This window comes from Rhodopseudomonas sp. G2_2311 (genome assembly GCF_047501505.1).
In the GTDB taxonomy this organism is placed as follows: Bacteria; Pseudomonadota; Alphaproteobacteria; order Rhizobiales; family Xanthobacteraceae; genus Rhodopseudomonas; species Rhodopseudomonas palustris_H.
Window position 1 is genome coordinate 17,113 of sequence record NZ_JAZDRK010000027.1, and the last position, 25,888, is coordinate 43,000.

A 25,888-nucleotide genomic window follows, 5' to 3' on the forward strand; every position below is an offset into this window, starting at 1 on the left:
TGATCTCATGGTCAGTTAAGCCCCCGCCGACGGCGGAGGCTGCGATGGCGCGTCCGCCGCCGCTGTGCTGCGGGGCCGGAACAGGATGCGCTGATACAGCCATCCGATCGCCACCAGCACCACACCGAGGCCCATGAACGACAGAGCGCGGTACACGCCGGTCAAAGTCGACATGTCGATCAGGAAGGCTTTGCAGATCGTCAGCCCGATCACCACCGCCGACGCCAGACGCGCGCGCTGTGAGTTGAACAGCAACCCGGCACCGAGCAGGATCACACCGCAGATCAGCCACGCCACCGAGTAGGTGTATTGTTCGGCATCGGTGGTCGGCCCGTACGACAGAATCGGGCCGTGATACACGCGCTGCACCTGCAGCGTCACGTAAGCGAGCCCCATGATCAGCGCCAATACGGCGAAGCCGTTGCCGTAGACCGGGCGCCGCACGCCTGCGACCGCATAGGACAGAAGCTGCGCCAGCACGGCCGGCAGCGCGTAAGCGAGTACGAGGCGGTTGATGATCAGCCCGCCGACATCGGTGGCCCAGAACGTCGGGTTCTCCCACAGCAGCAGGCCGAACACGCTGCCCAGTGCTGCGAAGATCGCGAGCAGGATCGCAGCGATATTGTGCACGGGGCTGTGGCTGCGCAGCCGCAACCTTTCCAGGCCGATTGCCATGGCCAGCGTGACGCAAACCTGCAGCGCGACTTCGGTGAGCCCCGCGGTGTCGCGATAGACGTCGCCGCCGTTGACGGCATGACGGATTTCCATGAAGGCCAGCAGCACCGTGAACAGGATCGCGGCGGATTCCACCATGCGGAGCGGTTTGTCGTCGCCGCGCCGGCGCATCCAGATGCTGGCGAGCCAGAACGAGGCCGCCGGCACGCCATAGCCCCACAGCAGCCAGTTGAACACCGGCGTGGTGCCGACCGCGTCGCCGACGATTCGCGGCTCCCAGCCGATCCGCGCCACCACGATGCCGGCGAGGATCGCGGCGAGCCAGCGCAGGAACGGGATCGGTCGTTGCAGCGAGATCCACGCGGTCCCTGCCGCCATCAGCGCCAGCGCGATCGTGAGCCAGCCTTTCTCCAGCGCGAAGGTCAGCCCCAGCGCCAGCGCGCCGAGCGTTCCGGTTGCGAACAGCGCGATCGAGATCGGCAGCCCCGGCCGGTTCTCACGCTTGCTGAGATGTTCGGTGACGAAACCGAACGCGGCCGCGAGCACGATGGCGACGATCGCGAACGGAATCGACCGGTCGAGATGCGCGATCCGTGCGTACAGTGCGATCAGCAGCGCCAGCGGTGTGAACACGCCGGCTGCAGCCCAGATCACCGGAACAACTGCACTCGGAGATCGTCCCTGCGCCAGAATGCCGAAGCCTGCGAAGCCGACGCCGAACACTGCGGCGGCGATCAGATGCGTCGTCACCGGACCCGACAGCGGGTCGGCGCCGATGCCCGGCAGCGCTCCGCCAGGGAGCACAAGGAGCTCGGGACTACCGCGCACCACCCACGACAGAAACACCAGACCGACCAGGCCAGCCGCAGCGCCGACCGCGGCGGTGGCGGATGCGGCCCTCCAAGCGATGCCCAGCGTGGCGGCGACCAGCACGGCGAACACGATCAGCGCCGCATCGCCATGCGTGCTGGCCACCACGATCAGCGCGGAGCCGAGCAGATAGGTCGCGAGCGCGACTGATGACACCGGCTCGATCCGGCCCGGCTCGATCGCGGGGCCGAACAGTAGGCCGCACACCACCAAGAGTGCGGCGAGTGCGAAGCCCGCGATGACGTGGAAGGCATGCGGCGCGACCAGCGTTGCGGCGCCTTCGAGCCCAGGCAACGTCCACAGTAGGGCGAGTACAACCGTCGTCACCGCCAGCCAGCGCCACAGCCGGATGCGGGCGAGCGCGAAAGAAGCGGCTGTAACGACCGCCAGGTAGATATACAGCGCCCAGTAATCGGGCTCGCCCGACGATACCAGCACCGGAGTCGCAAAGCCGGCGACGACGCCGAGCCCGGCGAGTGCCGGTCCATGGAGCAGCGCTGCGGCGAGCGTGCCGAGCGCGACAAGGCCGAGCAGGATGAAGGCGGTCGCGGGCGCGAGGAAATCGTACAACGCGTAGGCCGCATACACGGTCGCAAAAGCCACCGCGGTGCCGGCGGCGGTGAGGATCGCCGGGATATTGGCGATCGGCAGCGCGGCGAGCTGCGCGACGCTTTCCTTGCGGCGCGTGACTTCGCCGGCGATCAGCAGCGCCAGCGCGAACAGGCCGCCGAGCAGCACCCGCACGCCGGGACCGAGCAGGCCCTGCTCGATCGAGTAGCGCACCATGAAGAAGCCGCCGAGCGCCAGCGTCAGGCCGCCGATCCACACCACCCAACGGGTGCCGATCCGCTCTTCGAAGCCAGGCTTCGCTGCTTCAGGCGCCGCCTCGACGGAGGAGGCGGGCGTTGTTTCGGGAGCTGGTGCTTCGGCCGTGACCGTCGCGGCCATCTCCGGCACCGGCTCGGCCTCAGGAGCCAGCGGAGCTTCCTGGATCGCGGACGGAGCAGCCGTGGCGGCAAGCGGTGCCGCGGGGAGGGGCTGTCCAGCGGTGAGGGCGTCGAGCCGGGCGCGCAGCTGAACGATCTGGGTCTGCGTCTTGCGGGCGATCACCAGGGCAACGATGGCGATCGCAAAAGCCAGTAGCTCGAACATCCAACCTCCAGGCGAGCGGCCCGGTGGTGGGGCGTTTCGCTTTGATAGACTTACCGCCGGCCGCGCACGCGCAGGCCGGGGGCGGGGCGTTCCTGCAGCACCTCGCGGCGGAAGCGGAACAGCGCAGCGGGGCGCCCGCCGGTTCGTGTCGACATCTCGCCGGTCGGTTCGACCAGCGCGCCAGCTTCCACCAAGCGGCGGAAATTCTGCTTGTGCAGATGCCGGCCGGAAATCGCCTCGACGGTGTGCTGCAATTCCGTGAGTGTGAACTCGGGCGGCAGAAGTTCGAACACCACCGGGCGGTATTTCAGCTTGGCGCGCAGCCGCGCGATTGCGGTGGCGAGGATGCGGCGGTGATCGAAGCGCATCGCGACGCCGAGCGTCGGCATCTTGCTCCGCGACAGCGCCGCCGGGCGGCCGTCGCGGCGCGCCTCCTCGATCAGCCCGGCCTCGTAGAGCAGCTCGTAGCGGTCGAGCACGCGCTCCTCGTCCCACGGCGCGCCATCCATGCCGAAGAACAGCCGCACCCGATCGCGCCGCGCCAGCGCCCGCGCCATGCCCGGCTCCTCGGCCTGGGCGGCCCAGGCGGTGAGTTCGGGGATGATATCGCGAGCGATGATCGCCGGTTGCTGTTCGCGCCAGTCTTCCCACGGGAAGAAGCGATACCAGGGTTCGAAGGTGGCGCCCGCCGCGCGTGCGGCGTTGTCGGCGGCGCGGGTCAACGCCAGATAGCCGATCGATGCGACGTGGACTTCGGTATCGCCGAGCCGCGCGTGGCGGCCGCGGTCGCCGAAGGTGTAGAGCTGCTCGACATAGCCGAGCCGCAGGCCGGTCTGCTCTTCCACCCAGGCGCGCAGCCCGATTTCCAGGGTGCGGTGGGTGATGGCGTCGAACGGGCCGGAAGGAAGACCGGCGAGGCTGCCGCCACCGTCGCCCGAGGCGGTCAGGATCATCGGCTGGTTGGCCTCGATCGCGACGATCGCCGCGGTCAGCCCGATCTCGATCGGAACGGTCGACTTGTCGCTCATCTCGAAGGGGAGGCTCATTCGAGATCGACGCGAAACGGCACGCCCTCGATGCTGAGATCGCCTGCGCCGATCACTTCGAGGGCGCGCAGCATCCGCCCCTGCCGCCCTAGCGCCCGATCGGCCAGCGCCACGATCAGCCGGTTCGGCGAAGCACAGGGAGACGCCCGGCGGATCTGGCGGGCGATCGTCACCTCGTCGCGGTGCGGATTGAGCGCGCAGGCGGCCGCAAACGCACTGGCGGTGGAGCGGCTGATGCCGGCGTAGCAATGCACCACCAGGGGAGCCGACCGGTCCCAGCTTCGGACGAAGTCGAGCACCTGAGTGATGTGATCGAGATTCGGCGCATTGAAGCCGTCCATCACCTCGGTGATGTCATCCATCTCGATCCGCAAATGATTGGATTCGAGCACCGTGGCCGGGCGTTGCACCTGACCGACATTGGCCATCACCGAGAGCACATGGCTGGCCTCGGTCGCCGCAACGGTCGGATGCAAGGCTGCGAGCGAGCAGACGTGAATCATGGGCCTTTCCGAGGTTGGCGCGATCTTAATCCTGCGCCGCGGGCGGTGAAAGCGCGATGACGGGCCTTAGGCCTTCAGGCTCTCGAACCGGGCCAGCAGGCGTTTTTCGGCCTTTCCGGCCGGCCAGGGCGTCAAATAGTCCTCGACCATCGCCTCCGGGAGGCCCGGATCGTTGCCGAACAGCCGCTTGGCCTCGGCCTTGGTGAACCCGGCCAGGTGAATCGCTTCGAGGTAGGCGGAGCCGCGGTCGGCGGCCTTGATCTGGCGTTCGATCGCCTCGTCCAGCACCGCCGGCAGGCCGAACCGGATGTGGATCGCGCCGAGCAGGCGCTTTTCGACCCGCTTGTAGGATTCGCCGATCACTGCCTTGAACGGCGAGATCATGTCGCCGATCACGTATTCCGGGGCGTCGTGCAGCAGCGCGGCGAGCCGCAGCTTGGCGTCGATCCGTGGATTCTTTTCCCGCATCACCGCCTCGACCAGCAGTGTGTGCTGCGCCACCGAAAAGATGTGGGCGCCGCTGGTCTGGCCGTTCCACCGCGCCACCCGGGCGAGACCATGGGCGATGTCGGCGAATTCGACGTCGAGCGGCGAGGGATCGAGCAAATCGAGCCTGCGGCCAGACAGCATCCGCTGCCAGACGCGGCTGGAGGCTTGCGACGATTTCTTCGGCGAAGACGGCATGACGATTCGAAATGGGACAGCTTGAGTAGACGCGCCGCGGCGGCCGCGGCGGCCGCGGCGATGTGACCGCCATATAGGCAGCCTTGCCCGAACTAAGCCACCGTCTCGGCCCAGTTCTGCACGATCTTGAGAGTACGATCGGGGTCCTTGTGCTGGTGGGCGTATTGCACCAAGGGGGATACACGATGGGGAGATTGGATCGCCGCGATGGGGAGCGGCTGCAGTGCCATGATGCGGACGAACGGGCCGCACCAACGATGGCGCTGCGGGATCTGGAGAAGGAAAACGAGACGCTGAAGGAACTCGTCGTCAGCCTCTCCGAATTGGTGATGAAGCGGGTCGCGGGGCAGCGCTGAGAGAACTCAGCGCTGACGTAACGGAGCCCTCTTCGCCGGCGCTGCAGAACGCCGCGCCGGTTTTTTCATCTGCCCGCAGGTGGCGTGGCAGTGACAGTCGACCAGATGGTCGTTGACCATCCCGACCGCCTGCATGAACGCGTACACGATCGTCGGCCCGACGAACTTGAAGCCGCGTGCCGATAGATCCTTGGAGATCTTCACCGACAGCGGCGTCGAGGCCGGCACGCCCGCGGTGGTCTTGAAGGTGTTGACCTTCGGCGTGCCGCCGACGAAGTCCCACAGCAGCTTCGAGAAACCAGGACCTTCTTCCTGAATCTTCAGCCACGCCTTGGCGCTGCCAATCGTGCCCTCGATCTTGGCGCGGTTGCGGACGATGCCGACGTCGTTCATCAGCGCGGCGACCTTGTCGGCGTCGTAGCGGGCGATCTTCGCCGGATCGAAATCGTCGAAGGCACGGCGGAAGTTATCGCGCTTGCGCAGGATCGTGATCCACGACAGCCCGGCCTGAAAACCATCGAGGATCAGCTTCTCGTAGAGCGCGCGGTCGTCGTATTCCGGCACGCCCCATTCGGTGTCGTGATACGCGACATAAAGCGGATCGTCGCCCGGCCACGGGCAGCGGACGAGGCCGTCAGCTCCGACGCGTGCGGAGCGGGTCATGTGCCGGTCTTCCGCTGCGCCGGCGTCAGCTCCTCGGGATCGGCGATCTGTAAGGTGACGCCGCCAGCACTCAGCGGCAGGGATGCTTCGCGCGCCTCGGCGACGCGGTCGATCCGCAGCAGCGCCAGGCCGCGGCCCGTCGCCGACGATCCCATTGTGCCGACGCTCTTGTCGCCTGCGGTGATCTCGCTGCCCGGTTGCGGCGCCGGGCCGTCGAAGGTGACGCGCACGATCCGGGTGCGCGCGGTGCCGCGGTGGTGCATTCGCGACACCACTTCCTGACCGATGTAGCAGCCCTTGTTGAAATCGACGCCGGACAGACGATCCATGTTGGCTTCGTGCGGAAACGCGTCGGCATAGCCGAAGTCGAGGCCGCCGGCCGGGACGCCGCAGGCGATGCGATGCGCCTCGTACTCGCCCGCCGCTACCATCGTGGCGCCGAGCGCCTCGGCGGTCGCGGTGGCCAGGATCTCCGGCACCAGGATGCGCCAGCCGAGCTGATCGCCGCGCGGATCGCGGAATCCCATCTCCGGCGGCTGCGGCGGTTCGCCGCCCCAGAGCGCCAGCACGCCGAGCCGGTCCGACAGGTTCTCGATCAGCGCCTTGGCGCGCAGCTTGTAGAATTTCAGCTTGGTCGCCAGCGCTTCGGTGAGCGGTTTCGGACAATCCAGCAGGAAACCGCCGTCGTCTTCGGCCGGCCGCTCGGTGATCAGGAAATCAGTGACGATCTTGCCCTGCGGCGTCAGCAGGGCGCCAAAACGCCCGGCGCCGGGTTCGAGCCTGTTCAGATCGGTGGTGACCAGGCCGTTCAGCAGATGCCGCGCGTCGGGGCCGCTGATCTTGAGAACGCCACGGTCGGCGAGGAAGGCTGCCTTCATTGATCTCTCTCGTGAGGCCGGCCGGAAACATCCTTGCGTTAACGGTCCGGCCGACTAAGACATCCCAAGTTAGGCGGCCGGGCGCTGGTCAACAAGGCTTTGCAAGACTCGCGCCGCGTCGCGCCAAAACGGGCACCCGAGGACGTCATGACCGGCACATTCGACACCATTCTGAAGGGCGGCACCATCGTCAACCAGGACGGCGAGGGCGTTGGTGACATCGGCATCAAGGACGGCCGCATCGCCGCGCTGGGCTCGCTCGGCGCCGAAAAAGCCGGCGAGACGATCGATTGCCGCGGCCTGCACGTGCTGCCGGGGGTGATCGACACCCAGGTGCATTTCCGTGAGCCCGGCCTGACCCACAAGGAAGATCTCGAAACCGGCTCGCGCAGTGCCGTGATGGGCGGCGTGACCGCGGTGTTCGAAATGCCGAACACCAATCCGCTGACGATCACCGAAGAGACCTTCACCGACAAGGTGAAGCGCGCCGAGCACCGGATGCATTGCGACTTCGCATTCTTCATCGGCGGCACCCGCGACAATGTCGAGGAACTGCCCAAGCTCGAGCGCGCTCGTGGCTGCTGCGGCGTCAAGGTGTTCATCGGCTCGTCGACCGGAAGTTTGCTGGTCGAGGACGATCCGAGCCTCAAGCGCATCCTGTCGGTGATCCAGCGCCGCGCCGCGTTCCATGCCGAGGACGAGTACCGCCTCAACGACCGCAAGGGTGAGCGCATCGAGGGCGATCCGCGCTCGCATCCGGTGTGGCGCGACGACGTCGCAGCCTTGCAGGCGACGCAGCGGCTGGTCGCGATCGCGCGCGAGACCGGCAAGCGCATCCACGTGCTGCACGTCTCGACCCGGCAGGAAATGGAGTTTCTTCGCGAGCACAAAGATGTCGCCTCGGTCGAGGTGACGCCGCATCACCTGACGCTGGTGGCGCCGGAGTGCTACGAGCGCCTTGGCACCAAAGCGCAGATGAACCCGCCGGTGCGCGATGCCTGGCACCGCGACGGCATCTGGCACGGCCTGGTGCAGGGCGTGGTCGACGTGCTCGGCAGCGATCACGCGCCGCACACGCTGGAAGAAAAGGCCAAGACCTATCCGGCCTCGCCGTCGGGCATGACCGGCGTGCAGACGCTGGTGCCGACCATGCTGGATCACGTCAATGCCGGCCGGCTGTCGCTGGCGCGCTTCGTCGATCTCACCAGTGCCGGACCGGCGCGATTGTTCAACATCGCCTGCAAAGGCCGCATCGCCGCCGGCTTCGATGCCGACTTCACGGTGGTCGATCTCAAGCGCAGCGAGACCATCACCAACGAGTGGGTCGCCTCGCGCGCCGGCTGGACGCCCTATGATGGCGTCCGCGTCACCGGCTGGCCGGTCGGCACCTTCGTGCGCGGCGCCAAGGTGATGTGGCAGGGCGAACTGACCACGCCGTCGCGCGGCGAGCCGGTGCGGTTTCTGGAGACGCTGAAGCCGTAAAGCAGTGCTGCGCCCAGCAGTGTTGTTTTCTAGGGCTGCCGCGTCACACGCGGCCGTCCCGCCTTGGCGTTGAGGTCAAACGGCGCCCCTTACGAAGTCCTGGTAAGCGGCACGCAGGTTCCAGTTCACTGCGTAGTAACAGCCTCCAGATGCCTTGCCGTGGACCAGGATGACCTGTGATGGGTGCGGATTGATCCGGCGGTTTGATCCTCAGCCGCTGTCGTCGAGATGATCAGCGGTCATCCCGTTAGCACCGCGTCGTTTTGTCCGTGCCTTCGTGGAACTCCGGTGGGGTATTTTGCGTATCCACTGCGCGATCATCATCCGCGATGATCGAGGCCAGAGCGATTCGGCCCGCGCGAGGTCGCGGCAGGACCGGTGGTTAACAGGAAAGCAACGCAACAGGCGCAGCATTTCGCGTCGCACGATCGCCGGGATCGTCGATTGACCGATACGCCGAAAGGGGATTCCAGATGGAAGCTCAAAAGACCGCGGTCGAAGCGATCGTCGCCTTGACCGGCTATGACCGGGCCGTCGTGGCCGAATTCATCCGGCGGTTTTATCTCGCCGGTGTCCGCGATCCGAAGCGGCTGACATTCAAGGGACTGCAGGCGTTCGCCCGCACCTGATGGTCGCCGACTGATTCGCGTTACTGCTTCGCCAAGCCGACCGAGAACTCGCCATTGAGCACGCGGCCCGGCAGGCCTTCGACGAACTTGGCCACCGCATCCTCGCCATAGGTGGCGACGAGCTCGGCAAAAGCAGTGAACAGGCTGGCTTGCGCCAGGCAATCGCCGTCGACCCCGTCGTGCAGGGCTTCGGCCCATGCCTCGCTGAGATAGGTGAGCGCAGTTTGCTTCTGCTCTCGGTCGGATTGCACTTCGCGATCGATGGGGAAGGTCGTCAGGCTCATGAACTTCAGCAGTCTCGGCGCGCTCCACCGCGAAGCGCGATGGGGTAGTGTTAGCACGCGGCTGCCGAACGCCTAGGCAGTTCTTTAGGAAAGGTTAACGGCCTGGGATAAACCCGCAGCCATAGAGCGGTCAGTTCGCGTATCGAGCGGTCAGGTCGCGCGAGAGCTTCGAACCTTCCTCCAGATACCGCCGAATCGCCACGCTCGCGGCCGGCGTACAGGTTCGGTAGGTCTGCTGGAACCCGTTGTACCCACGATTGAAAGCGGCGATCAGCCGGGTCCGGCGCTCGCCCGAAGGGGTCTCTGCGTCGATCAACGCCTGCATCTCGGTGCGCCATTTGGCGCCGTCGGTGCCGCCGCAGATCCCGCGAAGATAGTGCAGCGTCCCGAGAATCTCGGCCAGCCGCTGCAATTCGGCGTCGAACGGCGCCGCGCCGTCCTCGGCGCGCGCCGGGGCGAGCCCGCAGCAGGCGAGGATCATCAGCACGGCAAGGGAACGCTTCAGCATGGCCGGCCTGATAGGCCGTTTCGTCGGCCGCAGCAAGGAGTTGCCGGTTCCCGAACGAGCCATCAGGTTCCGATCAGCTCACGGGCGCTTTCGACCAGCTCGGCCAACCCCTCGGTGGTCGAAAAGGTGGCCAGTTCGCCGGGGCGGATCCAGCGGGCGTCGTCGAGTTCGCCATTGAGCTGCGGCTCTCCGCCTGCCCAGCGCGCGGCGAACACCATGATGACGTAATGCCCGGCCGCACTTGCGACGGACGGCAGCACCTCGCGCCGGCCGGCGAGGCCGACGATCTCGATTGCCAGCGCGGTTTCCTCGGCGACTTCCCGCACGACCGCCTGTTCCAGCATCTCGCCGAATTCGACCCGGCCGCCAGGTAGTGAATACAGGCCTTTGCCCGGCATCCTGGCCCGGCGCACCAGCAGAAGCCGGCTCTCCCGGAAAATCGCGGCGCTGACGGCCAATTGCGGATGGCGCGGCTGCGCCGGTGCGGCTTCGGTCACGGCGGTCAATGCGCCATGATGAAGTCGACGTCGGCTTCGCAGCCCTGTCCGTTGATGATGCCGCCGGCGCGGCCGATCAGCGGTTTGATCCAGCCGACCGCGCTCTCGGCGAGCTTGGCTCGGGTGGCGTCCTGCGAGGCCTGGCGCATCGCTTCGCCGACCGCAGTCAGGATCGCGGTCATATTGTTGGTGATGTCGTCGAAATCCGATCTAATCCCTGGATCGGCCGTGTCATAGGCTTCGATTGCGAGATCGCGGGCCTTGAAGTTCGAGGCCTTGAAGTGTTCCGCGTAGGAGAGGGGATGCCAGGACAGGAAGTCTTCCGAGCACTCCGGCATGTCCGGAATCATTTCGAGCAGCATCACGGCTTCGTTGAAATGATTCAGGTAGTCGGTGGCCAGCCCGGTCTTCGGATTGATATTGGCGGCAGCAAGCTGAGCGGCGCGCGCCTCGTCGTAACGGGAGGGCGCACTTTGCGCAGCTGTGGATTCACTCGACGCCATCGGCGGCATTTTTGTTTACCGAAGTTAACAAGCACTGAACACGCCACCGGGTCCTGACAGCATGTGCGGACGCTTCGTGATCACCTCGGCTCCCGCCGCTATCCGACAGCTCTTTGGCTACGCCGATCAGCCTAATTTTCCGTCACGCTACAACATCGCCCCGACCCAGCCGATTCCCGTGGTGATCGTCGACCAGGGCGCCCGGCACTTCCGGCTGATGCGCTGGGGGCTGATCCCATCCTGGGTGAAGGATCCGCGGACGTTTTCGCTGCTGATCAACGCCCGCGCCGAGACCGTCCAGGACAAGCCGGCCTTCCGCAACGCGTTCAGGCGCCGGCGCTGCCTGGTACCGGCCGATGGCTACTACGAGTGGAAGGCCGGCGGCTCGCGCAAGCAGCCGTACTTCATCCATCCGGCCGGCGGTGGCCCGATCGGATTTGCGGCGCTGTGGGAGACCTGGACCGGCCCGAACGGCGAGGAGCTCGATACGGTGGCGATCATCACCACCGCGGCGCGCGGCGGCCTCGCCGGTCTGCACGACCGCGTGCCGGTCACGATCGCGCCGCATCAATTCGTGCGCTGGCTGGAGACCGATGAAACAGATGCCGGGGAGGTGATGGCCCTGTTACGCCCGCCGGGCGAGGGCGAGTTCGTCTGGCACCCGGTGTCGACCGCGGTCAACCGCACCGCCAACGACAATCCGCAACTGATCCTGCCGATTACCGCGGAAGAGGTCGAGGCTCCGCCGCCAGCCGTGACGAAGCCGTCGCCACCGAAGCGCGCGGTGCGGCCCAAGATCTCGGCGGATGACAGCGGGCAGGGCTCGTTGTTCTAAGCATCCAACATGCTAGGATAGGCGCATGACAGACGAGCAGGTCAAAGAGATTTTGAATCGCGTGCTCACTTGGCCCCGCGAACGCCGCGAGGACGCGGCGCAGTTACTGCTCGCATTGGAAGCGCGCGAGGGCGAGTTCTATCAGCCTGACGACGACGAGTGGGCCGCGATTGAAGAAGGATTGGCGCAAGCGCGCCGCGGCGAATTCGCTTCTGCCGACGAAATCGCGGCGCTGCTGACGCCGCCCCGCCCTTGACCGTCCGGTTCACCCGGCGAGCAACCGACGACCTTCGTGAAATCCTCGGCTATTTGGACGTGCGCAGTCCTGTCGCTGCCGATCGGGTCCGACAGGCCATCTTGGAGACGGTCCGATTGATTTCGGACCGTCCTTATATAGGACTCCGCAACGCCAGAGCGCCCGCGCTGCGAAGCTGCCTCGTCGGCCGCTATCCCTACCGCGTTCACTATTCAATCGAGAACGCGGAGGTTTGGATCATTCACATCCGGCATTCGGCGCGCCGGCCATTTGACCCGAATCGTTCCGACTGAAGCTACACGACCTTGCCGGGATTCATGATGCCGTGCGGGTCGAGCAGGGCCTTGATCGATCGCATCAGTTCGATCGCGGTCTTGTCCTTCACCTCGGGGAGTTCGTCGCGCTTCATCACGCCGATGCCGTGCTCGGCCGAGATCGAGCCGCCGAGCTGCAGCACGACGTCGAACACCACCTTGTTGACGTCGTGCCAGCGCGCCAGGAATTCCGCCTTGTCGGCTCCGACCGGTTGGCTGACGTTGTAGTGAATATTGCCGTCGCCAAGATGACCGAACGGCACCGGGCGCGCACCCGGGATGAGGGTGACCACGGCGGCGTTGGCTTGTTCGATAAACTGCGGCACCGCGGCGACTGGCACCGAGATGTCGTGCTTGATCGAGCCGCCTTCCGGCTTCTGCGCCGGTGAGATCTCCTCGCGCAGCTTCCAGAACGCCTGCTGCTGCTGCACCGAGCTGGCGATCGCCGCGTCCACCACGATGCCGTCTTCAAAACCGCGCTCGAGGATCGACTCCAGCGCGGCGCGGGCGTCGTCGCGCGGCGACGACAATTCAATCAGCACGTACCACGGATAGCGCGCCTCGAGCGGATCGCGGTTGTTGGCGTGGCGCACGGAGAAATCGAGCGGGGTCTCGGCGATCAGTTCGAAGCTGGTCAGGTTGCCGGCCGCCTCTCCTTGCGCGATGCCGAGCAGCTTCAGCGCGTCGTCCGGCGATTGCAGGCCGACGAACGCGGTCTCGACCGCGCGCGGCTTCGGAAACAGCTTCAGCGTCGCCGCAGTGATGATGCCGAGCGTGCCTTCGGCACCGATGAACAGATCGCGCAGATCGTAGCCGGTGTTGTCCTTCTTCAGCTTGGACAGCAGGTTCAGCACCCGGCCGTCGGCAAGTACGACCTCGACGCCGAGCGCCATGTCGCGTGCCAGACCATAGGCCAGCGCCGCAGTGCCGCCGGCATTGGTCGAGAGATTGCCGCCGATGGTGCAGCTTCCCTGGGCGCCGAGCGACAGCGGAAACAGCCGGTCGACTTCCGCGGCCTTCTCCTGCGCGCGCTGCAGGATCACGCCGGCTTCGACCGTCATGGTGTTCGACGAGGTATCGACCTCGCGGATCTTGTCCATCCGCTTCAGCGAAATCACCACCTCGCCATTGTGCGGCGTCTGTCCGCCGACAAGGCCGGTGTTGCCGCCCTGCGGCACCAGCGCGACGCGCGCTTCGTTCGCCAGCTTGCAGATCGCTACGACTTCCTCGGTCGACCCCGGGCGCAGCACCAGCGGCGAGTGGCCGCGATACAGATTGCGCTCCTCGGTGATGTAGGCTTCGAGCTCGAGAGGATCGGTCAGCGCGTGCTTGTCGCCGACGATCGCGGTGAATCGCGCGATCAGTTCGGGCGAGAGAGGTGCGGGCGAGAGCGGGCTGACGATATTCATGGTGTTTCCTCTTCCCTGTCGTTGCGAGGAACGAAGCGAGCCGATGCGAAGCGCGTCTTAGACGCGTTTGAATCGGTTAGTTTCGCTTGCGACGACGTCGCGATGGATTTGTTTGTTGGTCATGGGCGCGGTGCCGCTGCTCGGCGCAGGCGATCGTTGATCGCTTCACCGAGCCCGTGGTGCGGGATCGGCATCACCGCGATGCCGCGAGCGCCGTGATCATCGAGCGCGCGGAGAGCGCCGAACAGATGTGCGGCAGCTTCTGTGAGATCGCCGCGGGGCGACAGGTTGTGCACGGCGACGGCCGTCTCAGCACCCGGCAGCACATCAGGGCCGAATGCGAGCAGAGCTTCGCCCGGCTTCACCTCGGTCGCGTTCAGCCGCACCGTTGCGCGCGGCGCGTAGTGCGATGCAAGCATGCCAGGCGCGAGCGGCGCGTGATCATCGGCGTTGTTAGTTGGCGCTGGTGCGCCCAGCTTGTGACCGAGCACGCGTTCGATCGCTTCGCGCGGCAGGCCGCCGGGACGGAGCAGGACAGGTGCGCCGAGGCAACTGACGATCGTCGATTCGACGCCGACCATCACCGGCCCACCGTCGACGATCACGTCGATCCGGCCGTCGAGATCGGAAGCGACATGTGCTGCGGTGGTCGGCGACACGTGACCGGATCTGTTGGCGGATGGCGCCACCACGGGGCCGCCGAAGGCGCGCAGCAGGGCTTGCGCCACCGGATGCGACGGCACGCGGAGTGCGACGCTGTCGAGGCCGGCGGTGGCGAGATCGCACACGGAGCAATTCACCGCCTTCGGCAGTACCAGCGTCAGCGGTCCCGGCCAGAACGCTTCGGCGAGGCGCAGCGCGGCGGCATCGAACCGCGCGATCGTGCGTGCGGCTTCGAGGCTGGCGACGTGGGCGATCAGCGGATTGAACGACGGCCGACCCTTCGCCGCGTAGAGCCGCGCCACCGCTTCAGCATTGGCCGCATCGGCACCAAGCCCGTACACCGTCTCGGTGGGGAACGCGACCAGCCCGCCGCCGCGCAGCACACGCGCAGCTTCGTCCGCATCGGTCGCGGCTAGCGTCTTGGTGATCAGGTCGAGCATCATTTTGGGGTTCATATCGCAAATCGCGCGGTTGCGAAGTAGCAAAGTCGACGCGCTGCGATGCACCGCGCGAGGAAGTTCTGCGACCGCGCTTTGTGGCTGACGGCCTCGCGCAAACCGCGAATCCGGCCGGTCCGCACGCGAAAAACCCCGTCAAATTCGCAGGTTAGGCGGCGTTTCGGGCCCGGGGCTTGCAAGCCCCTCCAATATAGAGTGAGGATAGTTCGTTCAAACAGGCGCCCCTTCTGATGCAGCTCAATCCCCTCCTTCATGCCGAACGCGTCACCGGCCGAAGGCAATCGGCCTTGATCGATCTGTGGTCGACCACGGGATTTGCCGCGGCCGTCAGCGAGGTGACGGGGCCGCATATCTACGAGTTCGGCGAGCTGCCGGTGCCGACCGTGGCGATCACGCTGTACGACGTGCGCCGCCACGTTCTGATGGAAAACGGCAAGGTGCGCCGTGACGCACCGGTGCGGTCCGGGCGGTTTCGCATCGGTCAACCGGGCCGGCGCGTGGTGGTGGATGCAATTCCGGATACCCAGTGGGGCAAGCTGCTGCTGCTGTATCTCGGCGAACCACTGCTGAAAGAAGTCGGGGCGTCGCTTGGCTCCGCCGGTCCGATCAGCTTGCGCGACACCGCGTGGGACGTTGACGATCCGCTGCTCGAGGTGTCGGCCAAGCGCCTGGTCGAGGCAAGCGACAGCGGCGACCGGCCGAACGCGCTGCTGGCCGAGCAAATGGCCTATACGCTCGCACTGCATCTGACGGACCGCTATTCGGCGCCGCGCGCCGCGACGGCGGACCAATCTGCACCGCTTGAGGCGCCGGTGCGCGACCGTATCACGGAGTTCGTCCGTGCCGATCTCGGCGCGCCGATCACGCTGGCTGCGATGGCCGAGGTCGCGGGCATGAGCCCGTCCTGCTTCATTCGCAGCTTCAAGCGTTCCACCGGCATGACGCCGCATCGCTTCGTGGTGGAACAGCGCGTCGCTGCCGCCCGGCGGCTGCTCGAGACGTCGGATCTGCCGATCGTCGAGATCGCGCTCGGCGTCGGCTTCTCGTCGCAGTCGCATTTCGGTGTCGCGTTCCGCCAGGTCACCGGTGAAAGCCCCGCCCGGTATCGCCGGGCGCAGCGCGGGCGCGAGTAATTTTTCGACAGAAAGCCGCGGACACCGCGGGACGCTGACAATTTTCCGGCAGACGCGTTGTCGCGATTGGGAAATCTGTCGGCCGTGAGCGATCGCCCGGTGAAGGCGAGCGAGGGAGGATACGTATGACGACATCTTCGAGCACGGTCGCGCCGATCACGGACACCAGCCTGACCGGCTTCTATAAAGACATGACCGTTACCGAGAAGCGCACGTTCTGGGCCTGTGCCACAGGCTGGGCGCTCGACGGCATGGACTTCATGATCTACCCGCTGGTGATCGGCACGATCATCGCGCTGTGGAAGGTCGACGCCGGTTCGGCCGGTCTCGCCGGCACCGTGACGCTGCTGGCTTCCGCAGTCGGTGGCTGGGCTGCGGGTTATCTCGCGGACCGGATCGGCCGCGTGCGCACGCTGCAACTCACCATTATCTGGTTCTCGCTGTTCTCGCTGCTGTGCGCGTTCGCGCAGAACTTCGAACAGCTGCTGATCCTGCGCGCGCTGCTCGGCTTCGGCTTCGGCGGCGAATGGGCGGCCGGCGCCGTGCTGATCGGCGAGACGATTCGTCCGCAGTATCGCGGCCGTGCGGTCGGCTCGGTGCAGTCGGGCTGGGCGGTCGGCTGGGGCATGGCGGTGCTGGCACAGGCTGCGCTGTTCTCGCTGCTGCCGGCCGACCAGGCGTGGCGCTGGATGTTCGCGATCGGCGCGCTGCCGGCGCTGCTGGTGCTGTATCTGCGCGCCTATGTGAAGGAGCCGCAGGTTGCCGTCGAAGCCCGCGCCAAAGTCAGTGCGTCGGGCGGCAGCCGCTCGATCCTGGCGATCTTCCAGGGCCGGATCCTCAAGACCACCATCCTGGCCTCGCTGGTCGCGACCGGCTGCCAGGGCGGTTACTACGCGATCACCTTCTGGGTGCCGCGCTTCCTCACCACCGAGCGCAAGCTCTCGATCGTCGGCTCGACCGGCTATCTGGCGACGCTGATCGTCGGCTCGTTCGTCGGCTATCTGGTCGGCGCATGGTTCGCTGATCGGTTCGGCCGCCGCAGCCTGTTCCTGGCGTTCTCGCTCGGCGCGATGGTGGTGGTGCTCGCCTATACCCAGCTTCCGCTGTCGAACGAGATGCTGTGGGTGCTTGGCTTCCCGCTCGGCTTCTTCGCCTCGGGCTACTTCTCGGGCATGGGCGCGTTCCTGACCGAACTGTTCCCGACCAGCCTGCGCGGTTCGGGGCAGGGCTTCTGCTACAATTTCGGCCGCGGCGTCGGCGCGCTGTTCCCGTTCCTGGTCGGCTATCTGTCGCAGGTCACCACGCTCGCCAATGCGATCTGCCTGTTCGCCGTGTTCGCCTATGTGCTGTTCTTCGCCGCCGCCTATGCGCTGCCGGAGACCCGCGGCACGGTGCTGAGCGCCGATGAGTAAGGCTGATACGTCCAAGGAACCGGCTCCGGCGTGTCCGGGGCCGGATCCGGCGCCGCGACGGCCGACGCGTTACGTCGTCCCGCCCGGCGCGGTCGATACCCACGCCCACGTCATCGGGTTGCCGCCGGCTTATCCATTCGTCGGCGGCCGCAGCTACACGCCGCCCGCCGCAACGCCGGAGTCGTATCTGGCGATGCTTGATGCCACCGGCATGACCTACGGCGTGCTGGTGCAGGTCAGCGTGCACGGCACCGACAATCGGCTGATGCTGGAGACGCTGCAGGCGCATCGCGATCGGCTGAAGGGCATCGCGGTGATCCCGCTCGGGCTGCCGGACAAGGAGCTGGCGGCGCTGAAGGACGCCGGCGTCGTCGGCCTCCGCCTGAACATCCTGTATGGCGGCGGCATCGGGTTCGAGCGCGTCGGCGAATATGCGGCGATGGCCAAGGAGCTCGGCTGGCATCTGCAGTTCCTGATCGACGCCAAGGATCTGGTGCCGCTGGCGCCGCAGCTCGGGGATCTGCCGGTGCCGTTCATCGTCGATCACTGGGGGCACTTCCCGGTGTCGCGCGGGATCGACGATCCAGGCTTCCAGACGCTGGTGTCGCTGGTGCGCGACGGCGCCTGGGTCAAACTGTCGGGCGCCAATCGGAATACGGTCGCGGGATTCCCCTATCTCGACACCATTCCGTTCGCCCGCCTGTTGCACGAGACGGCACCGGATCGTTGCGTCTGGGGCAGCGACTGGCCGCATGTCGCGACCTGGCAGCACATGATGAATGTCGGCGAACTGCTCGATCTGCTTGCCGATTGGGTGCCCGATGCGGCCGCGCGCGACCGCGTCTTCACTGACAACGCCTATCGTCTCTACGGCTTCAAGCCCCTCCAGGGCTGAGCTTTCAGGCCTGCGACCGCCGCCCCTGACCGGAGGGCGGCGGTTGGATAAAAATCCTCTCATTATCCCCATTGGAACGCTTGCGAAGCCGGAAGGCGGACGCTATAAGCCGGGCCTCTTGTCGGAGTGTGGCTCAGCCCGGTAGAGCACTGCGTTCGGGACGCAGGGGTCGCAGGTTCGAATCCTGCCACTCCGACCAAGATTTCCAGCGATTTCCCCTCGCTTTTCCCGATCCCTTCTTCGTTTCTCAGCATCTCGACGCGGCCGCTGCTTTGCGCGGACGAGCAGCATTGCTGCGCCGCCGCAGCATTCACCAGCTGCCGCGGCGGGAATCGATCTGGGTGAAGTCGATCGGGCTTGGTTCGCCGACCTTGGGCGGGGGCGGCGGCTTTTGCGGTTGTGCGCCACGCTGCTTGGCGGCCTTCAGGATCGCCTCGGCCAATGGACCGGCCTTCACCGGGCCGGTCTTTTGCGGCTGGCCGTTCGGCGCCGGTGGGGCCTGCAGCGCCATTGGTTGGTCGAGCCGGCCGGGGCGGACGCGGACGCCAACCACGGCACCTCGCTCTGCATCGAACGCGCATTCATACGAGACCCGCACCCACTCCTTCTGCGGCGACAGGAAGCGGATCGAGTCCCCGCGATAATTGACGATTGCGTTGTCTGGTTTGGATGGGTCGGCCTGCTGGAAAATGCCGGAGAACGGCCTGCTGATCCACTCGAAGTCGCCGGGAGCCTGCGCCTCGATCTTGCGGGCGCAGATCGCCGAGGCCTTCTCGTTGTTGGCGCGCACGCACGCTTCCGGGCATTTCGACGAATCGGCGGCTGCCGGCCCGGGGCTCGATGGTGATTGATTACCACCAACGTTGACGGCCCCCGGCTTCGACGCCGGAGCGGGCTGTGAAGACTGTGCATGAGCCGCCCCGACCACACTCGAAGCCAGCACTGCCGCATAGATCAAACGGATCATTTTGATACCACCCATGGTTGGGCGCTTAGTTAATTTCTAGTCCGAAACTTCGAAGGGTGCGAGTCCAATCTTGCTGCCGTCTAGTGGTCTCAATAATTATTACTTGATTAGTAGCAGCTAATCGATGTGTGGCTGATCATATCAACTGTTCTATTTCGGGAAATAGGAGATAATTACTTAGAAGTGTATAGTTCACTCATGAAGTGTACATCGCTAAAAGCATGTTTTGCCCCATAATGACACAACTTAATCATTGTTTAACCTTTGGCTTCCCCCTAACAATTCGGGGCTCCAGACGGGCAAAGGCCCGCTGGACATACGGCATTGATCTTTCAACAGGGGAGTATTTGTCGATGAAGCGTAATCTGTTTTTTGTAACGGCCAGTGTGCTGGCGTTGTCTTCGGCTGCTGCGTTTGCCAGCGACAACACGGTGTTCTTGAATCAATCTGGCAGCACCCAGGAAGCGGTGATTAACCAGGACGGTGGGGGAAATGCGATCGGGAGCGGTGGGTCGTACTTCGTTCAAGGGGGTATCAATGAGGGGGATGTGCATAACTACCTCTCGGTGAGCCAAACGAATGGGCCGAACACGGTCAGCGGTTATCAGTACGGCAATGAGAACACCGCTCATCTGACCCAGGACGGCAAGGCTAGCGGCGTCGCCTTGTACCAATACGGTTCGAATAACGGTCGCTCTGCGAGTGGGCCGGTGACCAAGGATACCATCGTCCAGAACTCGACGTCGGACCAGAGCGGTGTGACGCTCAGCCAAAACGGGAGCAACAACCTGTTTGACATTACCCAGGGCGGTAAGGGGAATAGCATCAGCGCCTCGCAATCGAATGCATCCAATAGCGTCACGATCAAACAGGCGGTCGATGGCAGCGCCGGCTTTGGCAGCCAGTCCAATTGGATCGTGTCGCAGCAGAGCGGAAACTATGCCGTCGCTGACATCACGCAGGCCGGCTCGTCGAATGGCATCGAGAGTTACCAGTCGGGAAATGTCGGGACGGCAAGTCAGTCACTGACTTCGTCGAGTACCGGTGCGAATAACTATATTCTGAACAATCAAACTGGCTCCGACGTTAAGGCTGTGCTGACTCAGTATGGTTCGTCGAATTACATCTATAATTATCAGAGCGGCAGTAATCAGTCGGTCAAGATTTCTCAATTGGCGAATGTTTCCGGGAATGGCGTCTATGGCATTCAGGCTGGAGATAACAACGATGTTAAAATCGATCAGGGGGTGAGCGGCGTAGCGTGGGGAAATAGTAATTACGCCAATTATTACCAGAGTGGCAGCCACCTCACGCTGGCGCTGGTCCAGACCGGATCCGGCAACCAATCTTACACTAACCAGACCGGTTCCGGCAGTACGGCGACCATCACTCAGAAGTGACGGTTGCTACTTGGTTTGGATTTCGGGGCAAGGCGTGCGCGCCTTGCTCCAGTCCGGACGGGAGTGCGGTGGGGCATTTCCGGTCGCTCGAAGTCGCACAGTATTCGGTGAATTTTGATTTGGGGGCATTGCCGTGACACGTTCGATCTTCCTGATTTCCGTCAGCGCGCTGGCGCTGCAGGCCGTATCGGCCTCGGCCGATTCCAACGTCGTCTATCTCGATCAGTCCGGTACCTCGCAGGACGCGACGATCACCCAGTCGCATTCCGGCTTCAATCAGGTCGGCACCGCGGCGAATCCGTTCAGTCAGTCCGACGGCAGTGGCAGCGGCCACAACTCGCTGACCGTGACCCAATCCGGCGATCACAATCGCTTCGCCGTGAACCTGCCTGGCTTCCAGTCGGGTAAAGCCAATTCGGCGGAGGTGTCGCAGGCGGGCAAGAACTCGAGCGTCGACCTGCAGCAGACCGGCACCAAGAACGGCGTCGCATTTCTTCCGTGGACCAACGGCCCGATCACCGACGGCATTCGCCAGGACGGCACGGCCAACGGCAGCGCGGTCACGTTGCAGCAGAACGGCAAGAACAACGTGTTCGACATCGCCCAAGGCGGCGCCGGCAACCGCACCAACGTATCGCAGAGCGGCAACAACGGCATGGTCTATGTCCGCCAGGACACCAGTCTGCCCGACACGACGCTCCGCAACCCGAAGCCGTACAAGTCGAACGCCGGCAACAACAGTACGATCGATGTCAACCAGACCACGACGTCGGGCTGGACCTATGCGGCGGTGGCGCAGGGCGGCGGCGACGGCAATCACGTGACGATTGGACAGAACGGCTCGCTGCTCAACGCTGGCGTCAACCAGTCCGGCTCCGGCAACGTCTTCTATTCGTCGCAGACCGACAACGGTAATGCCGCCGGACAGCGCACGCTGCTCGGGCCGGATACGCCGATCAAGCAGATCGGCGATAACAACAGCTACAGCAACTTCCAGTCGGGGACCGGCAACTCGGCCAACGGCACGCAGACCGGCTCGTTCAACGTCGCCCTCAACATTCAATCGGGCAGTGTTAACGAGTTGACCGGGACGCAGAAGGGCATCGGCAACAGTGTGACGTCGACCCAAAGCGGGGCCCGCGAATATCTCCGCTATTCGCAGACATCGACTTCGTATGGAAACACCATTGTCAGCAGCCAGTCAGGCGGTGGCGACGACGCTTATCTGAGCCAGAACGGCAACGGCAACAGCATCAACGGGTCGCAGTCGGGCGGCCTGCTCAATACCGTCACCGCCGAACAGGCCGGCAATGGCAATACGGCGCAGTACGCACAGGTCGGTAGCTTGAACGGCCTGACGCTGACGCAGACCGGCAACGGCAACCACTCCGCCACCAACCAGACCGGCGTGCACAACGTCATCAAGGTGACCCAGCACTGAAACGACCGTAGGCGCGTCGCGGAGAGTCACATGGCTGTGGATCAAGTCCCGCCGGTTGTTCAGTGTGAGGTCGAGGCTGCGGTCAGCGGCGGACATGTCACGTTGCGCGGCGTCATCACTGCGGCGCGCGACGGTGCCGGAAGCTACACGCTGGCCGTCGACAAGACCGGCGCAGCCGGGACCTCGCGGATCAAACAAGCCGGCGCCTTCAGCGCCGTCGCCGAACAGCGCGTGACCGTCGGTAACGTCGTGCTCGATTACAGCACCGCCAATCGATACGCCGCAAAGCTGGATGTGTCGTTCGGCAACATCACCATTCAATGCGACCTCGATCCGGAGACAGTCAAATGACCGCATCGACTCGAGCCATACGAGCAGCCATGCCTCGGGTAGCCGCGGCGATGCTCGGAGGCGTGGCGTTTGCCGGTGTGGCATCGGCGCAGTCGGCCGATCTCTACACCGATTTTTCCGGCTATCTTGTGAACCGGGCGCAGCAGGGGGCGGTCGCCGACGGCGCGCTGCCGAGCGGCAGCCACAATACGGCGATCGTCAGCCAGAGCGGCAATGCGAACTCCGTGACGTCCGACGTGCGCGGCTCGTTGAACGTGACGCTGCAGTCGCAGCTCGGCTCCGGCAATGACTCCAGTTTCACCGTCAACGGCAATCAGAACGTGCTGCACAACAGTCAGATCGGCGACAACAACAGCGCCAGGATCGACGTCACCGGCAATCGCAACGCCTACAGCAGCACCCAGATCGGCAGCAATCTCAGCTACGGCCTCAGCCAGGTCGGCAACAATGGCGGAGCCGTCATCGTACAAATGGGAGGTCATCGATGAAATACGCCGGCATTCTCGCTGCCTTCGCCTTGTGCGCCAGTGCCGCCGGGGCGGATGCGGGCAGCCTGGTTTACACGCCGACCAATCCGGCGTTCGGCGGCAGCCCGCTGAACGGATCGTGGCAGATGCAGCAGGCGACCGCGGGCAATCACTTCAACCGCGCGGCGCCCACCAGCGGGCCGCAGCAGCTGACGCAGGCGCAGATCTTTGCCCAGCAGCTGCAGAGCCAGCTCTACGCCTCGCTCGCCAACCAGGTCACCCAGGCGATCTTCGGCACCAACGCGCAGCAGAGCGGCACCTTCACGTTCCAGGGGACAACGATCAGCTTCGCCAAGGTCGACGGTCAGACCAACATCACGATCAACGACGGCTCGACCGTCACCCAGATCAGTCTGCCGACCGTGACGCATTGACCCTGTGTTCACCTGCCGGCGTTGGCCGGAGGTTGTTTGAGGATATTTCGCGTGACACGTTATTTCAGATCGATCATTGGCCTCGCCGCAGTGGCCGCTCTGCTCGCCGGCTGCACGCGCCCCGGCCATCGCGACGCGTTCTTCGAGGAGCCTCCGGTGGTGACGCCGCCGTCGCCGACGGGTGTCAATCTCGAGACGTTGCCGCCGCCAAAGCAGAAGATCGACATCGCGATCTATCAGTTCCCTGATCTCACCGGCAAGAACGAGCCGAACGACAACGTGGCGGTGTTCTCGCGCGCCGTCACCCAGGGTGGCGCCGGGCTAGCAATCGATGCGCTGAAGCGCGCCGGTGGTGGCGCCTGGTTCCGCGTCGTGGAGCGTAACGGCCTCAATGATCTGCTGCAGGAGCGGCAGCTTGTCCGCGCCACCCGCCAGGAATTCGACCGCGACCGCGCCAAGCCGCTGCCGCCGATGCGCTTCGCCGGACTTCTGATCGAGGGTGGCATCGTCGCGTTCGATGCCAACTACATGACCGGCGGCATCGGCGCCAACTATCTCGGCATCGGCGCCGACACCAAGTTTCGCCGCGACATGGTAACTGTCGCCCTGCGGGTCGCCTCGGTGCAGACCGGCGAGGTGCTGACCAGCGTCACCACCACGAAGACGGTGTACTCGGTGTCGTTGCAGGGCAACACGTACAAATACGTCGCGCTCGACAAGCTGCTGCAGATCGAAGCCGGCATCACCCGCACCGAGCCGACCCAGCTTGCGGTGCGGCAGGCGATCGACCTCGCGGTGTATTCCACCATCATGGAGGGCGCGCGCGATAAGCTGTGGCGGTTCGCCGATCCGGTGATGGAAGCCAAGTTGATCCGCGACTATCTCGACCGCGACAAGCCGCAGCCGGCGTTCATGAAGCCGTATCTCACCAAGGAGGAGCGTATCGAGGCGGAGAAGATCGATCATTCGCCGGAATGGGCGCCGCGGAGCTGACCATGGCAGCGCGGGCCGCTCTCGCCTGGTTGTGGACAGTGGCGCTTGCCCTTGTCGCGGTCGGTGCGAGTTGCGGCGGTGCGATGGCGCAGCAGCGCGTCGCCGATGCCGGCGGCTTAATGGTGACTGCGCGCGCCGGTGACTCGTCATTTGATGCACCGGCCGCACCGATGGCGCCATGGGCGCACGTGATCGCGCAGGCGGCGCAGGACAACGGTCTGCCCCCGGCGTTCCTGACTCGGCTGCTCAATCAGGAAAGCACCATGTTCACGCTCGCGGTGAGTCGCGCCGGCGCCATGGGCATCGCCCAATTCATGCCCGGCACCGCCGCCGCGCGCGGGCTCGACGATCCATTCGACCCGTTCAAGGCGATTCCGGCCGCCGCGCGCTACCTCGCCGACCTGCGCCGCCAGTTCGGCAATCTCGGCCTCGCCGCCGCCGCCTATAATGCCGGCGCGGGCCGGGTATCGGCCTGGCTGCGCGGCAGCTCCGACCTGCCTGCCGAGACCCGGGATTACGTGCTGCGTATCACTGGCTTCAGTGCCGAGGATTGGGCCGCCAACCGGGCCGACGCGACGGCTATCACGGCAGCCGTGCCCGCCAAGCCGCCGATCACGTCGTCCGCAACAGCCGCGTCACCCCGCGCGACTGCCGCGGCGATATCGCCGGTGGTCTCGCGCGCAACGTCGCGCGCCGAGGCCGGTCGCAAGGGCGCAAAGAAACCGACCGCCGAGGCGGAGCTGTGTGCTTCGGTCGCTGCCGGCGGACGCAGCTGCATTCTGCAGACGGCGTATTGAAGCTTCCCGCTGAGGATGTCCTGCAACGCCGCCGATGCGGATCACGGCAGGCGGTGCCGCTTGCGCTTCGGCTTCTTGGCCCTGTTGCGGTAATAGTCGCGCTCGCGTTTCAGCAATGGCGAAACGTCGCTCCGCGGCGGCGGCGTCTCTGAAAACGTCGTCACACCCTGCTGCTTCTCGATGCAGCGGCGCAGCGCAGTGGGGTCGGTCAGCAGCGTGCAATCATTGACTGCCCGCGGGTTAGGCGACAGCTGCGCCTGGACCGGAACGGCGAGCAGCACAGCGGCACCAATCAGCAGCATTCTCCGGAAACAAGACATCGCGTTGAGGTCCTGAGGATCTAGTCGACAATATCGAGCACTCGAAAATCAACCAACAGCAACATTGCACCGTCGCGCGATCGAAGGCGTGCGAGGGCGGTTCGGTACGGCATCACTGACGAGCCAAGTGATGCGAACGGTTTGTAGCCGTCTACACCGCGGCAATTCGCCGAAAGCGGACGTCGTGTTCCCTTCGGAACAAGTCTCGCATCATTGACATTGAACCCGCAACAGGAGGTTCAAATGTCCAACCGATTTCGCATCGCTGCGCTCGTGTACATGATGACCAACGCCGTGCTGTTCGGCATCGGCATGGTGTCGATCATGACGGTTCCGGCTTTGGCGCGGAACGCCATGGATTGGGTGCCGATGGCAGTTATCGCGAGCTTCATTCTGGCTGCGCCGATCGCCTGGTGGATCGCTCCCCGCCTGCGGGCCCGCTATTGGCGTCATCGCGGCGGCGACGTGATCTCCGGCCCCTCGACCGCGACGGACAATCCTTAAGCGGGTCTATTCGCCTTCACACGTCCGCGAGCATCTTCCGCGCATCTGGCCGCGGCTGGTCGCCACAGTGCCTGGTTGATTAAGATCAACCGGGCGCTTCGGTCCTGGC

General features: G+C 65.1%; 31 protein-coding genes and 1 tRNA gene. 18 read left to right on the top strand and 14 right to left on the bottom strand.

Annotation, left to right across the window (positions count from 1 at the left end):
* Positions 1–15: 15 nt before the first annotated feature.
* The 4 genes from VRZ08_RS22850 to VRZ08_RS22865 form a co-directional block, all read right to left on the bottom strand.
* Positions 16–2,697: a DUF2339 domain-containing protein gene (locus tag VRZ08_RS22850; RefSeq protein ID WP_414533998.1), complete on the bottom strand. Its 2,682-nt coding sequence runs from the start codon at positions 2,695–2,697 to the stop codon at positions 16–18.
* 50 nt (positions 2,698–2,747) lie between these two features.
* Entirely contained in the window at positions 2,748–3,743 is a 996-nt protein-coding gene (locus VRZ08_RS22855; RefSeq protein ID WP_107343232.1) for an NUDIX hydrolase, read from the bottom strand.
* Entirely contained in the window at positions 3,740–4,246 is a 507-nt protein-coding gene (locus VRZ08_RS22860; RefSeq protein ID WP_414533999.1) for a tyrosine phosphatase family protein, read from the bottom strand. The genes VRZ08_RS22855 and VRZ08_RS22860 overlap by 4 nt, the downstream gene beginning before the upstream one ends.
* Positions 4,247–4,312: 66 nt before the next feature.
* Positions 4,313–4,930 carry a YfbR-like 5'-deoxynucleotidase gene (locus VRZ08_RS22865; protein ID WP_107343234.1) on the bottom strand — a complete coding sequence of 206 codons (618 nt, stop codon included), beginning with the start codon at positions 4,928–4,930 and terminating at the stop codon, positions 4,313–4,315.
* Between the two features lie 194 nt (positions 4,931–5,124).
* On the opposite strand from VRZ08_RS22865, the gene VRZ08_RS22870 reads away from it, so the two are divergent.
* Positions 5,125–5,286: a hypothetical protein gene (locus tag VRZ08_RS22870; RefSeq protein WP_414534020.1), complete on the top strand. Its 162-nt coding sequence runs from the start codon at positions 5,125–5,127 to the stop codon at positions 5,284–5,286.
* A 6-nt stretch (positions 5,287–5,292) separates the two neighbouring features.
* Here the strand turns inward: VRZ08_RS22870 and VRZ08_RS22875 are convergent, their stop codons facing one another.
* Together VRZ08_RS22875 and VRZ08_RS22880 are read right to left on the bottom strand one after the other, a co-directional pair.
* Positions 5,293–5,949, bottom strand: a complete 657-nt coding sequence (locus VRZ08_RS22875; protein WP_414534000.1) for a DNA-3-methyladenine glycosylase I — start codon at positions 5,947–5,949, stop codon at positions 5,293–5,295.
* Positions 5,946–6,827, bottom strand: coding sequence for a YgfZ/GcvT domain-containing protein (locus tag VRZ08_RS22880; protein ID WP_414534001.1), 882 nt, complete (start codon positions 6,825–6,827; stop codon positions 5,946–5,948). The genes VRZ08_RS22875 and VRZ08_RS22880 overlap by 4 nt, the downstream gene beginning before the upstream one ends.
* Before the next feature lie 147 nt (positions 6,828–6,974).
* Here VRZ08_RS22880 and VRZ08_RS22885 point away from each other — a divergent pair, with 147 nt between their 5' ends.
* Positions 6,975–8,309: a dihydroorotase gene (locus tag VRZ08_RS22885; protein WP_414534002.1), complete on the top strand. Its 1,335-nt coding sequence runs from the start codon at positions 6,975–6,977 to the stop codon at positions 8,307–8,309.
* Between the two features lie 473 nt (positions 8,310–8,782).
* Positions 8,783–8,938: a hypothetical protein gene (locus VRZ08_RS22890; RefSeq protein ID WP_011156634.1), complete on the top strand. Its 156-nt coding sequence runs from the start codon at positions 8,783–8,785 to the stop codon at positions 8,936–8,938.
* 20 nt (positions 8,939–8,958) lie between these two features.
* Here VRZ08_RS22890 and VRZ08_RS22895 read toward each other — a convergent pair whose 3' ends face one another.
* The 4 genes from VRZ08_RS22895 to VRZ08_RS22910 form a co-directional block, all read right to left on the bottom strand.
* On the bottom strand, positions 8,959–9,222 hold the full coding sequence (locus VRZ08_RS22895; RefSeq protein WP_011156635.1) for a hypothetical protein: 264 nt from the start codon (positions 9,220–9,222) through the stop codon (positions 8,959–8,961).
* A 130-nt stretch (positions 9,223–9,352) separates the two neighbouring features.
* Positions 9,353–9,730 carry a TIGR02301 family protein gene (locus VRZ08_RS22900; RefSeq protein WP_346296615.1) on the bottom strand — a complete coding sequence of 126 codons (378 nt, stop codon included), beginning with the start codon at positions 9,728–9,730 and terminating at the stop codon, positions 9,353–9,355.
* Between the two features lie 62 nt (positions 9,731–9,792).
* Entirely contained in the window at positions 9,793–10,236 is a 444-nt protein-coding gene (locus tag VRZ08_RS22905) for an NUDIX hydrolase (RefSeq protein WP_414534003.1), read from the bottom strand.
* A complete protein-coding gene (locus VRZ08_RS22910; RefSeq protein WP_107357405.1) occupies positions 10,233–10,730 on the bottom strand; it encodes a hypothetical protein in 498 nt (165 codons plus the stop codon). The genes VRZ08_RS22905 and VRZ08_RS22910 overlap by 4 nt, the downstream gene beginning before the upstream one ends.
* 61 nt (positions 10,731–10,791) lie before the next feature.
* Between VRZ08_RS22910 and VRZ08_RS22915 the strand changes: the two genes are divergently transcribed.
* From VRZ08_RS22915 to VRZ08_RS22925, 3 genes are read left to right on the top strand one after another with little or no spacing between them, the layout of a single operon-like run.
* A complete protein-coding gene (locus tag VRZ08_RS22915; protein WP_414534004.1) occupies positions 10,792–11,565 on the top strand; it encodes an SOS response-associated peptidase in 774 nt (257 codons plus the stop codon).
* 25 nt (positions 11,566–11,590) lie between these two features.
* A complete protein-coding gene (locus VRZ08_RS22920; protein WP_264054475.1) occupies positions 11,591–11,821 on the top strand; it encodes a hypothetical protein in 231 nt (76 codons plus the stop codon).
* Positions 11,818–12,114: a type II toxin-antitoxin system RelE/ParE family toxin gene (locus VRZ08_RS22925; RefSeq protein ID WP_414534005.1), complete on the top strand. Its 297-nt coding sequence runs from the start codon at positions 11,818–11,820 to the stop codon at positions 12,112–12,114. Before VRZ08_RS22920 ends, VRZ08_RS22925 begins: the two co-directional genes overlap by 4 nt.
* Positions 12,115–12,116: 2 nt before the next feature.
* Here VRZ08_RS22925 and VRZ08_RS22930 read toward each other — a convergent pair whose 3' ends face one another.
* Together VRZ08_RS22930 and VRZ08_RS22935 are read right to left on the bottom strand one after the other, a co-directional pair.
* Positions 12,117–13,544 carry an FAD-binding oxidoreductase gene (locus VRZ08_RS22930; RefSeq protein ID WP_346296618.1) on the bottom strand — a complete coding sequence of 476 codons (1,428 nt, stop codon included), beginning with the start codon at positions 13,542–13,544 and terminating at the stop codon, positions 12,117–12,119.
* Between the two features lie 119 nt (positions 13,545–13,663).
* Entirely contained in the window at positions 13,664–14,650 is a 987-nt protein-coding gene (locus VRZ08_RS22935; RefSeq protein ID WP_414534019.1) for an L-threonylcarbamoyladenylate synthase, read from the bottom strand.
* Between the two features lie 245 nt (positions 14,651–14,895).
* On the opposite strand from VRZ08_RS22935, the gene VRZ08_RS22940 reads away from it, so the two are divergent.
* The 4 genes from VRZ08_RS22940 (at position 14,896) to VRZ08_RS22955 (ending at position 18,304) form a co-directional block, all read left to right on the top strand.
* Positions 14,896–15,798 (top strand): helix-turn-helix domain-containing protein, encoded by a 903-nt coding sequence (locus VRZ08_RS22940; RefSeq protein WP_414534006.1) that lies wholly within the window; start codon positions 14,896–14,898, stop codon positions 15,796–15,798.
* 125 nt (positions 15,799–15,923) lie between these two features.
* Positions 15,924–17,210 carry an MFS transporter gene (locus VRZ08_RS22945; RefSeq protein ID WP_263990790.1) on the top strand — a complete coding sequence of 429 codons (1,287 nt, stop codon included), beginning with the start codon at positions 15,924–15,926 and terminating at the stop codon, positions 17,208–17,210.
* Positions 17,203–18,105 (top strand): amidohydrolase family protein, encoded by a 903-nt coding sequence (locus VRZ08_RS22950; protein ID WP_414534007.1) that lies wholly within the window; start codon positions 17,203–17,205, stop codon positions 18,103–18,105. The genes VRZ08_RS22945 and VRZ08_RS22950 overlap by 8 nt, the downstream gene beginning before the upstream one ends.
* Positions 18,106–18,227: 122 nt before the next feature.
* A tRNA-Pro gene (locus VRZ08_RS22955) sits at positions 18,228–18,304 on the top strand.
* Between the two features lie 111 nt (positions 18,305–18,415).
* Here the strand turns inward: VRZ08_RS22955 and VRZ08_RS22960 are convergent.
* The gene (locus VRZ08_RS22960; RefSeq protein WP_414534008.1) at positions 18,416–18,895 is read right to left on the bottom strand and encodes a hypothetical protein; all 480 of its coding nucleotides are present in this window, start codon (positions 18,893–18,895) and stop codon (positions 18,416–18,418) included.
* Positions 18,896–19,425: 530 nt separating this feature from the next.
* Between VRZ08_RS22960 and VRZ08_RS22965 the strand changes: the two genes are divergently transcribed.
* From VRZ08_RS22965 to VRZ08_RS22995, 7 genes are all read left to right on the top strand, one after another.
* On the top strand, positions 19,426–20,472 hold the full coding sequence (locus tag VRZ08_RS22965) for a hypothetical protein (RefSeq protein WP_414534009.1): 1,047 nt from the start codon (positions 19,426–19,428) through the stop codon (positions 20,470–20,472).
* A gap of 133 nt (positions 20,473–20,605) precedes the next feature.
* Entirely contained in the window at positions 20,606–21,913 is a 1,308-nt protein-coding gene (locus VRZ08_RS22970) for a curlin (RefSeq protein ID WP_414534010.1), read from the top strand.
* Between the two features lie 30 nt (positions 21,914–21,943).
* Positions 21,944–22,264: a curli-like amyloid fiber formation chaperone CsgH gene (gene csgH, locus VRZ08_RS22975; RefSeq protein ID WP_011156647.1), complete on the top strand. Its 321-nt coding sequence runs from the start codon at positions 21,944–21,946 to the stop codon at positions 22,262–22,264.
* The gene (locus VRZ08_RS22980; protein WP_414534011.1) at positions 22,261–22,752 is read left to right on the top strand and encodes a curlin subunit CsgB; all 492 of its coding nucleotides are present in this window, start codon (positions 22,261–22,263) and stop codon (positions 22,750–22,752) included. The genes csgH and VRZ08_RS22980 overlap by 4 nt, the downstream gene beginning before the upstream one ends.
* Entirely contained in the window at positions 22,749–23,165 is a 417-nt protein-coding gene (locus VRZ08_RS22985) for a curli production assembly/transport component CsgF (protein ID WP_414534012.1), read from the top strand. Before VRZ08_RS22980 ends, VRZ08_RS22985 begins: the two co-directional genes overlap by 4 nt.
* A 51-nt stretch (positions 23,166–23,216) precedes the next feature.
* Positions 23,217–24,158 carry a CsgG/HfaB family protein gene (locus VRZ08_RS22990; protein ID WP_264054485.1) on the top strand — a complete coding sequence of 314 codons (942 nt, stop codon included), beginning with the start codon at positions 23,217–23,219 and terminating at the stop codon, positions 24,156–24,158.
* A gap of 83 nt (positions 24,159–24,241) precedes the next feature.
* Entirely contained in the window at positions 24,242–24,955 is a 714-nt protein-coding gene (locus VRZ08_RS22995; RefSeq protein ID WP_414534013.1) for a lytic transglycosylase domain-containing protein, read from the top strand.
* 41 nt (positions 24,956–24,996) lie between these two features.
* Here the strand turns inward: VRZ08_RS22995 and VRZ08_RS23000 are convergent, their stop codons facing one another.
* Entirely contained in the window at positions 24,997–25,257 is a 261-nt protein-coding gene (locus VRZ08_RS23000; protein WP_264075736.1) for a hypothetical protein, read from the bottom strand.
* Positions 25,258–25,518: 261 nt separating this feature from the next.
* On the opposite strand from VRZ08_RS23000, the gene VRZ08_RS23005 reads away from it, so the two are divergent.
* Entirely contained in the window at positions 25,519–25,779 is a 261-nt protein-coding gene (locus VRZ08_RS23005; protein ID WP_414534014.1) for a hypothetical protein, read from the top strand.
* Positions 25,780–25,888: the final 109 nt, after the last annotated feature.

What these genes read in the sequence shown, in the direction of transcription:
- VRZ08_RS22950 (WP_414534007.1), top strand. Translation starts at nt 17,203, where the DNA reads ATGAGTAAGGCTGATACGTCCAAGGAACCGGCTCCGGCGTGTCCGGGG.
- VRZ08_RS22865 (WP_107343234.1), bottom strand. Translation starts at nt 4,930, where the DNA reads ATGCCGTCTTCGCCGAAGAAATCGTCGCAAGCCTCCAGCCGCGTCTGG.
- VRZ08_RS22880 (WP_414534001.1), bottom strand. Translation starts at nt 6,827, where the DNA reads ATGAAGGCAGCCTTCCTCGCCGACCGTGGCGTTCTCAAGATCAGCGGC.
- VRZ08_RS22890 (WP_011156634.1), top strand. Translation starts at nt 8,783, where the DNA reads ATGGAAGCTCAAAAGACCGCGGTCGAAGCGATCGTCGCCTTGACCGGC.
- VRZ08_RS22855 (WP_107343232.1), bottom strand. Translation starts at nt 3,743, where the DNA reads ATGAGCCTCCCCTTCGAGATGAGCGACAAGTCGACCGTTCCGATCGAG.
- VRZ08_RS22900 (WP_346296615.1), bottom strand. Translation starts at nt 9,730, where the DNA reads ATGCTGAAGCGTTCCCTTGCCGTGCTGATGATCCTCGCCTGCTGCGGG.
- VRZ08_RS22850 (WP_414533998.1), bottom strand. Translation starts at nt 2,697, where the DNA reads ATGTTCGAGCTACTGGCTTTTGCGATCGCCATCGTTGCCCTGGTGATC.
- VRZ08_RS22945 (WP_263990790.1), top strand. Translation starts at nt 15,924, where the DNA reads ATGACGACATCTTCGAGCACGGTCGCGCCGATCACGGACACCAGCCTG.
- VRZ08_RS22915 (WP_414534004.1), top strand. Translation starts at nt 10,792, where the DNA reads ATGTGCGGACGCTTCGTGATCACCTCGGCTCCCGCCGCTATCCGACAG.
- VRZ08_RS22935 (WP_414534019.1), bottom strand. Translation starts at nt 14,650, where the DNA reads ATGATGCTCGACCTGATCACCAAGACGCTAGCCGCGACCGATGCGGAC.
- VRZ08_RS22965 (WP_414534009.1), top strand. Translation starts at nt 19,426, where the DNA reads ATGAAGCGTAATCTGTTTTTTGTAACGGCCAGTGTGCTGGCGTTGTCT.
- VRZ08_RS23005 (WP_414534014.1), top strand. Translation starts at nt 25,519, where the DNA reads ATGTCCAACCGATTTCGCATCGCTGCGCTCGTGTACATGATGACCAAC.
- VRZ08_RS22895 (WP_011156635.1), bottom strand. Translation starts at nt 9,222, where the DNA reads ATGAGCCTGACGACCTTCCCCATCGATCGCGAAGTGCAATCCGACCGA.
- VRZ08_RS23000 (WP_264075736.1), bottom strand. Translation starts at nt 25,257, where the DNA reads ATGCTGCTGATTGGTGCCGCTGTGCTGCTCGCCGTTCCGGTCCAGGCG.
- VRZ08_RS22930 (WP_346296618.1), bottom strand. Translation starts at nt 13,544, where the DNA reads ATGAATATCGTCAGCCCGCTCTCGCCCGCACCTCTCTCGCCCGAACTG.
- csgH (WP_011156647.1), top strand. Translation starts at nt 21,944, where the DNA reads ATGGCTGTGGATCAAGTCCCGCCGGTTGTTCAGTGTGAGGTCGAGGCT.
- VRZ08_RS22885 (WP_414534002.1), top strand. Translation starts at nt 6,975, where the DNA reads ATGACCGGCACATTCGACACCATTCTGAAGGGCGGCACCATCGTCAAC.
- VRZ08_RS22985 (WP_414534012.1), top strand. Translation starts at nt 22,749, where the DNA reads ATGAAATACGCCGGCATTCTCGCTGCCTTCGCCTTGTGCGCCAGTGCC.
- VRZ08_RS22860 (WP_414533999.1), bottom strand. Translation starts at nt 4,246, where the DNA reads ATGATTCACGTCTGCTCGCTCGCAGCCTTGCATCCGACCGTTGCGGCG.
- VRZ08_RS22995 (WP_414534013.1), top strand. Translation starts at nt 24,242, where the DNA reads ATGGCGCAGCAGCGCGTCGCCGATGCCGGCGGCTTAATGGTGACTGCG.
- VRZ08_RS22910 (WP_107357405.1), bottom strand. Translation starts at nt 10,730, where the DNA reads ATGGCGTCGAGTGAATCCACAGCTGCGCAAAGTGCGCCCTCCCGTTAC.
- VRZ08_RS22980 (WP_414534011.1), top strand. Translation starts at nt 22,261, where the DNA reads ATGACCGCATCGACTCGAGCCATACGAGCAGCCATGCCTCGGGTAGCC.
- VRZ08_RS22940 (WP_414534006.1), top strand. Translation starts at nt 14,896, where the DNA reads ATGCAGCTCAATCCCCTCCTTCATGCCGAACGCGTCACCGGCCGAAGG.
- VRZ08_RS22920 (WP_264054475.1), top strand. Translation starts at nt 11,591, where the DNA reads ATGACAGACGAGCAGGTCAAAGAGATTTTGAATCGCGTGCTCACTTGG.
- VRZ08_RS22875 (WP_414534000.1), bottom strand. Translation starts at nt 5,949, where the DNA reads ATGACCCGCTCCGCACGCGTCGGAGCTGACGGCCTCGTCCGCTGCCCG.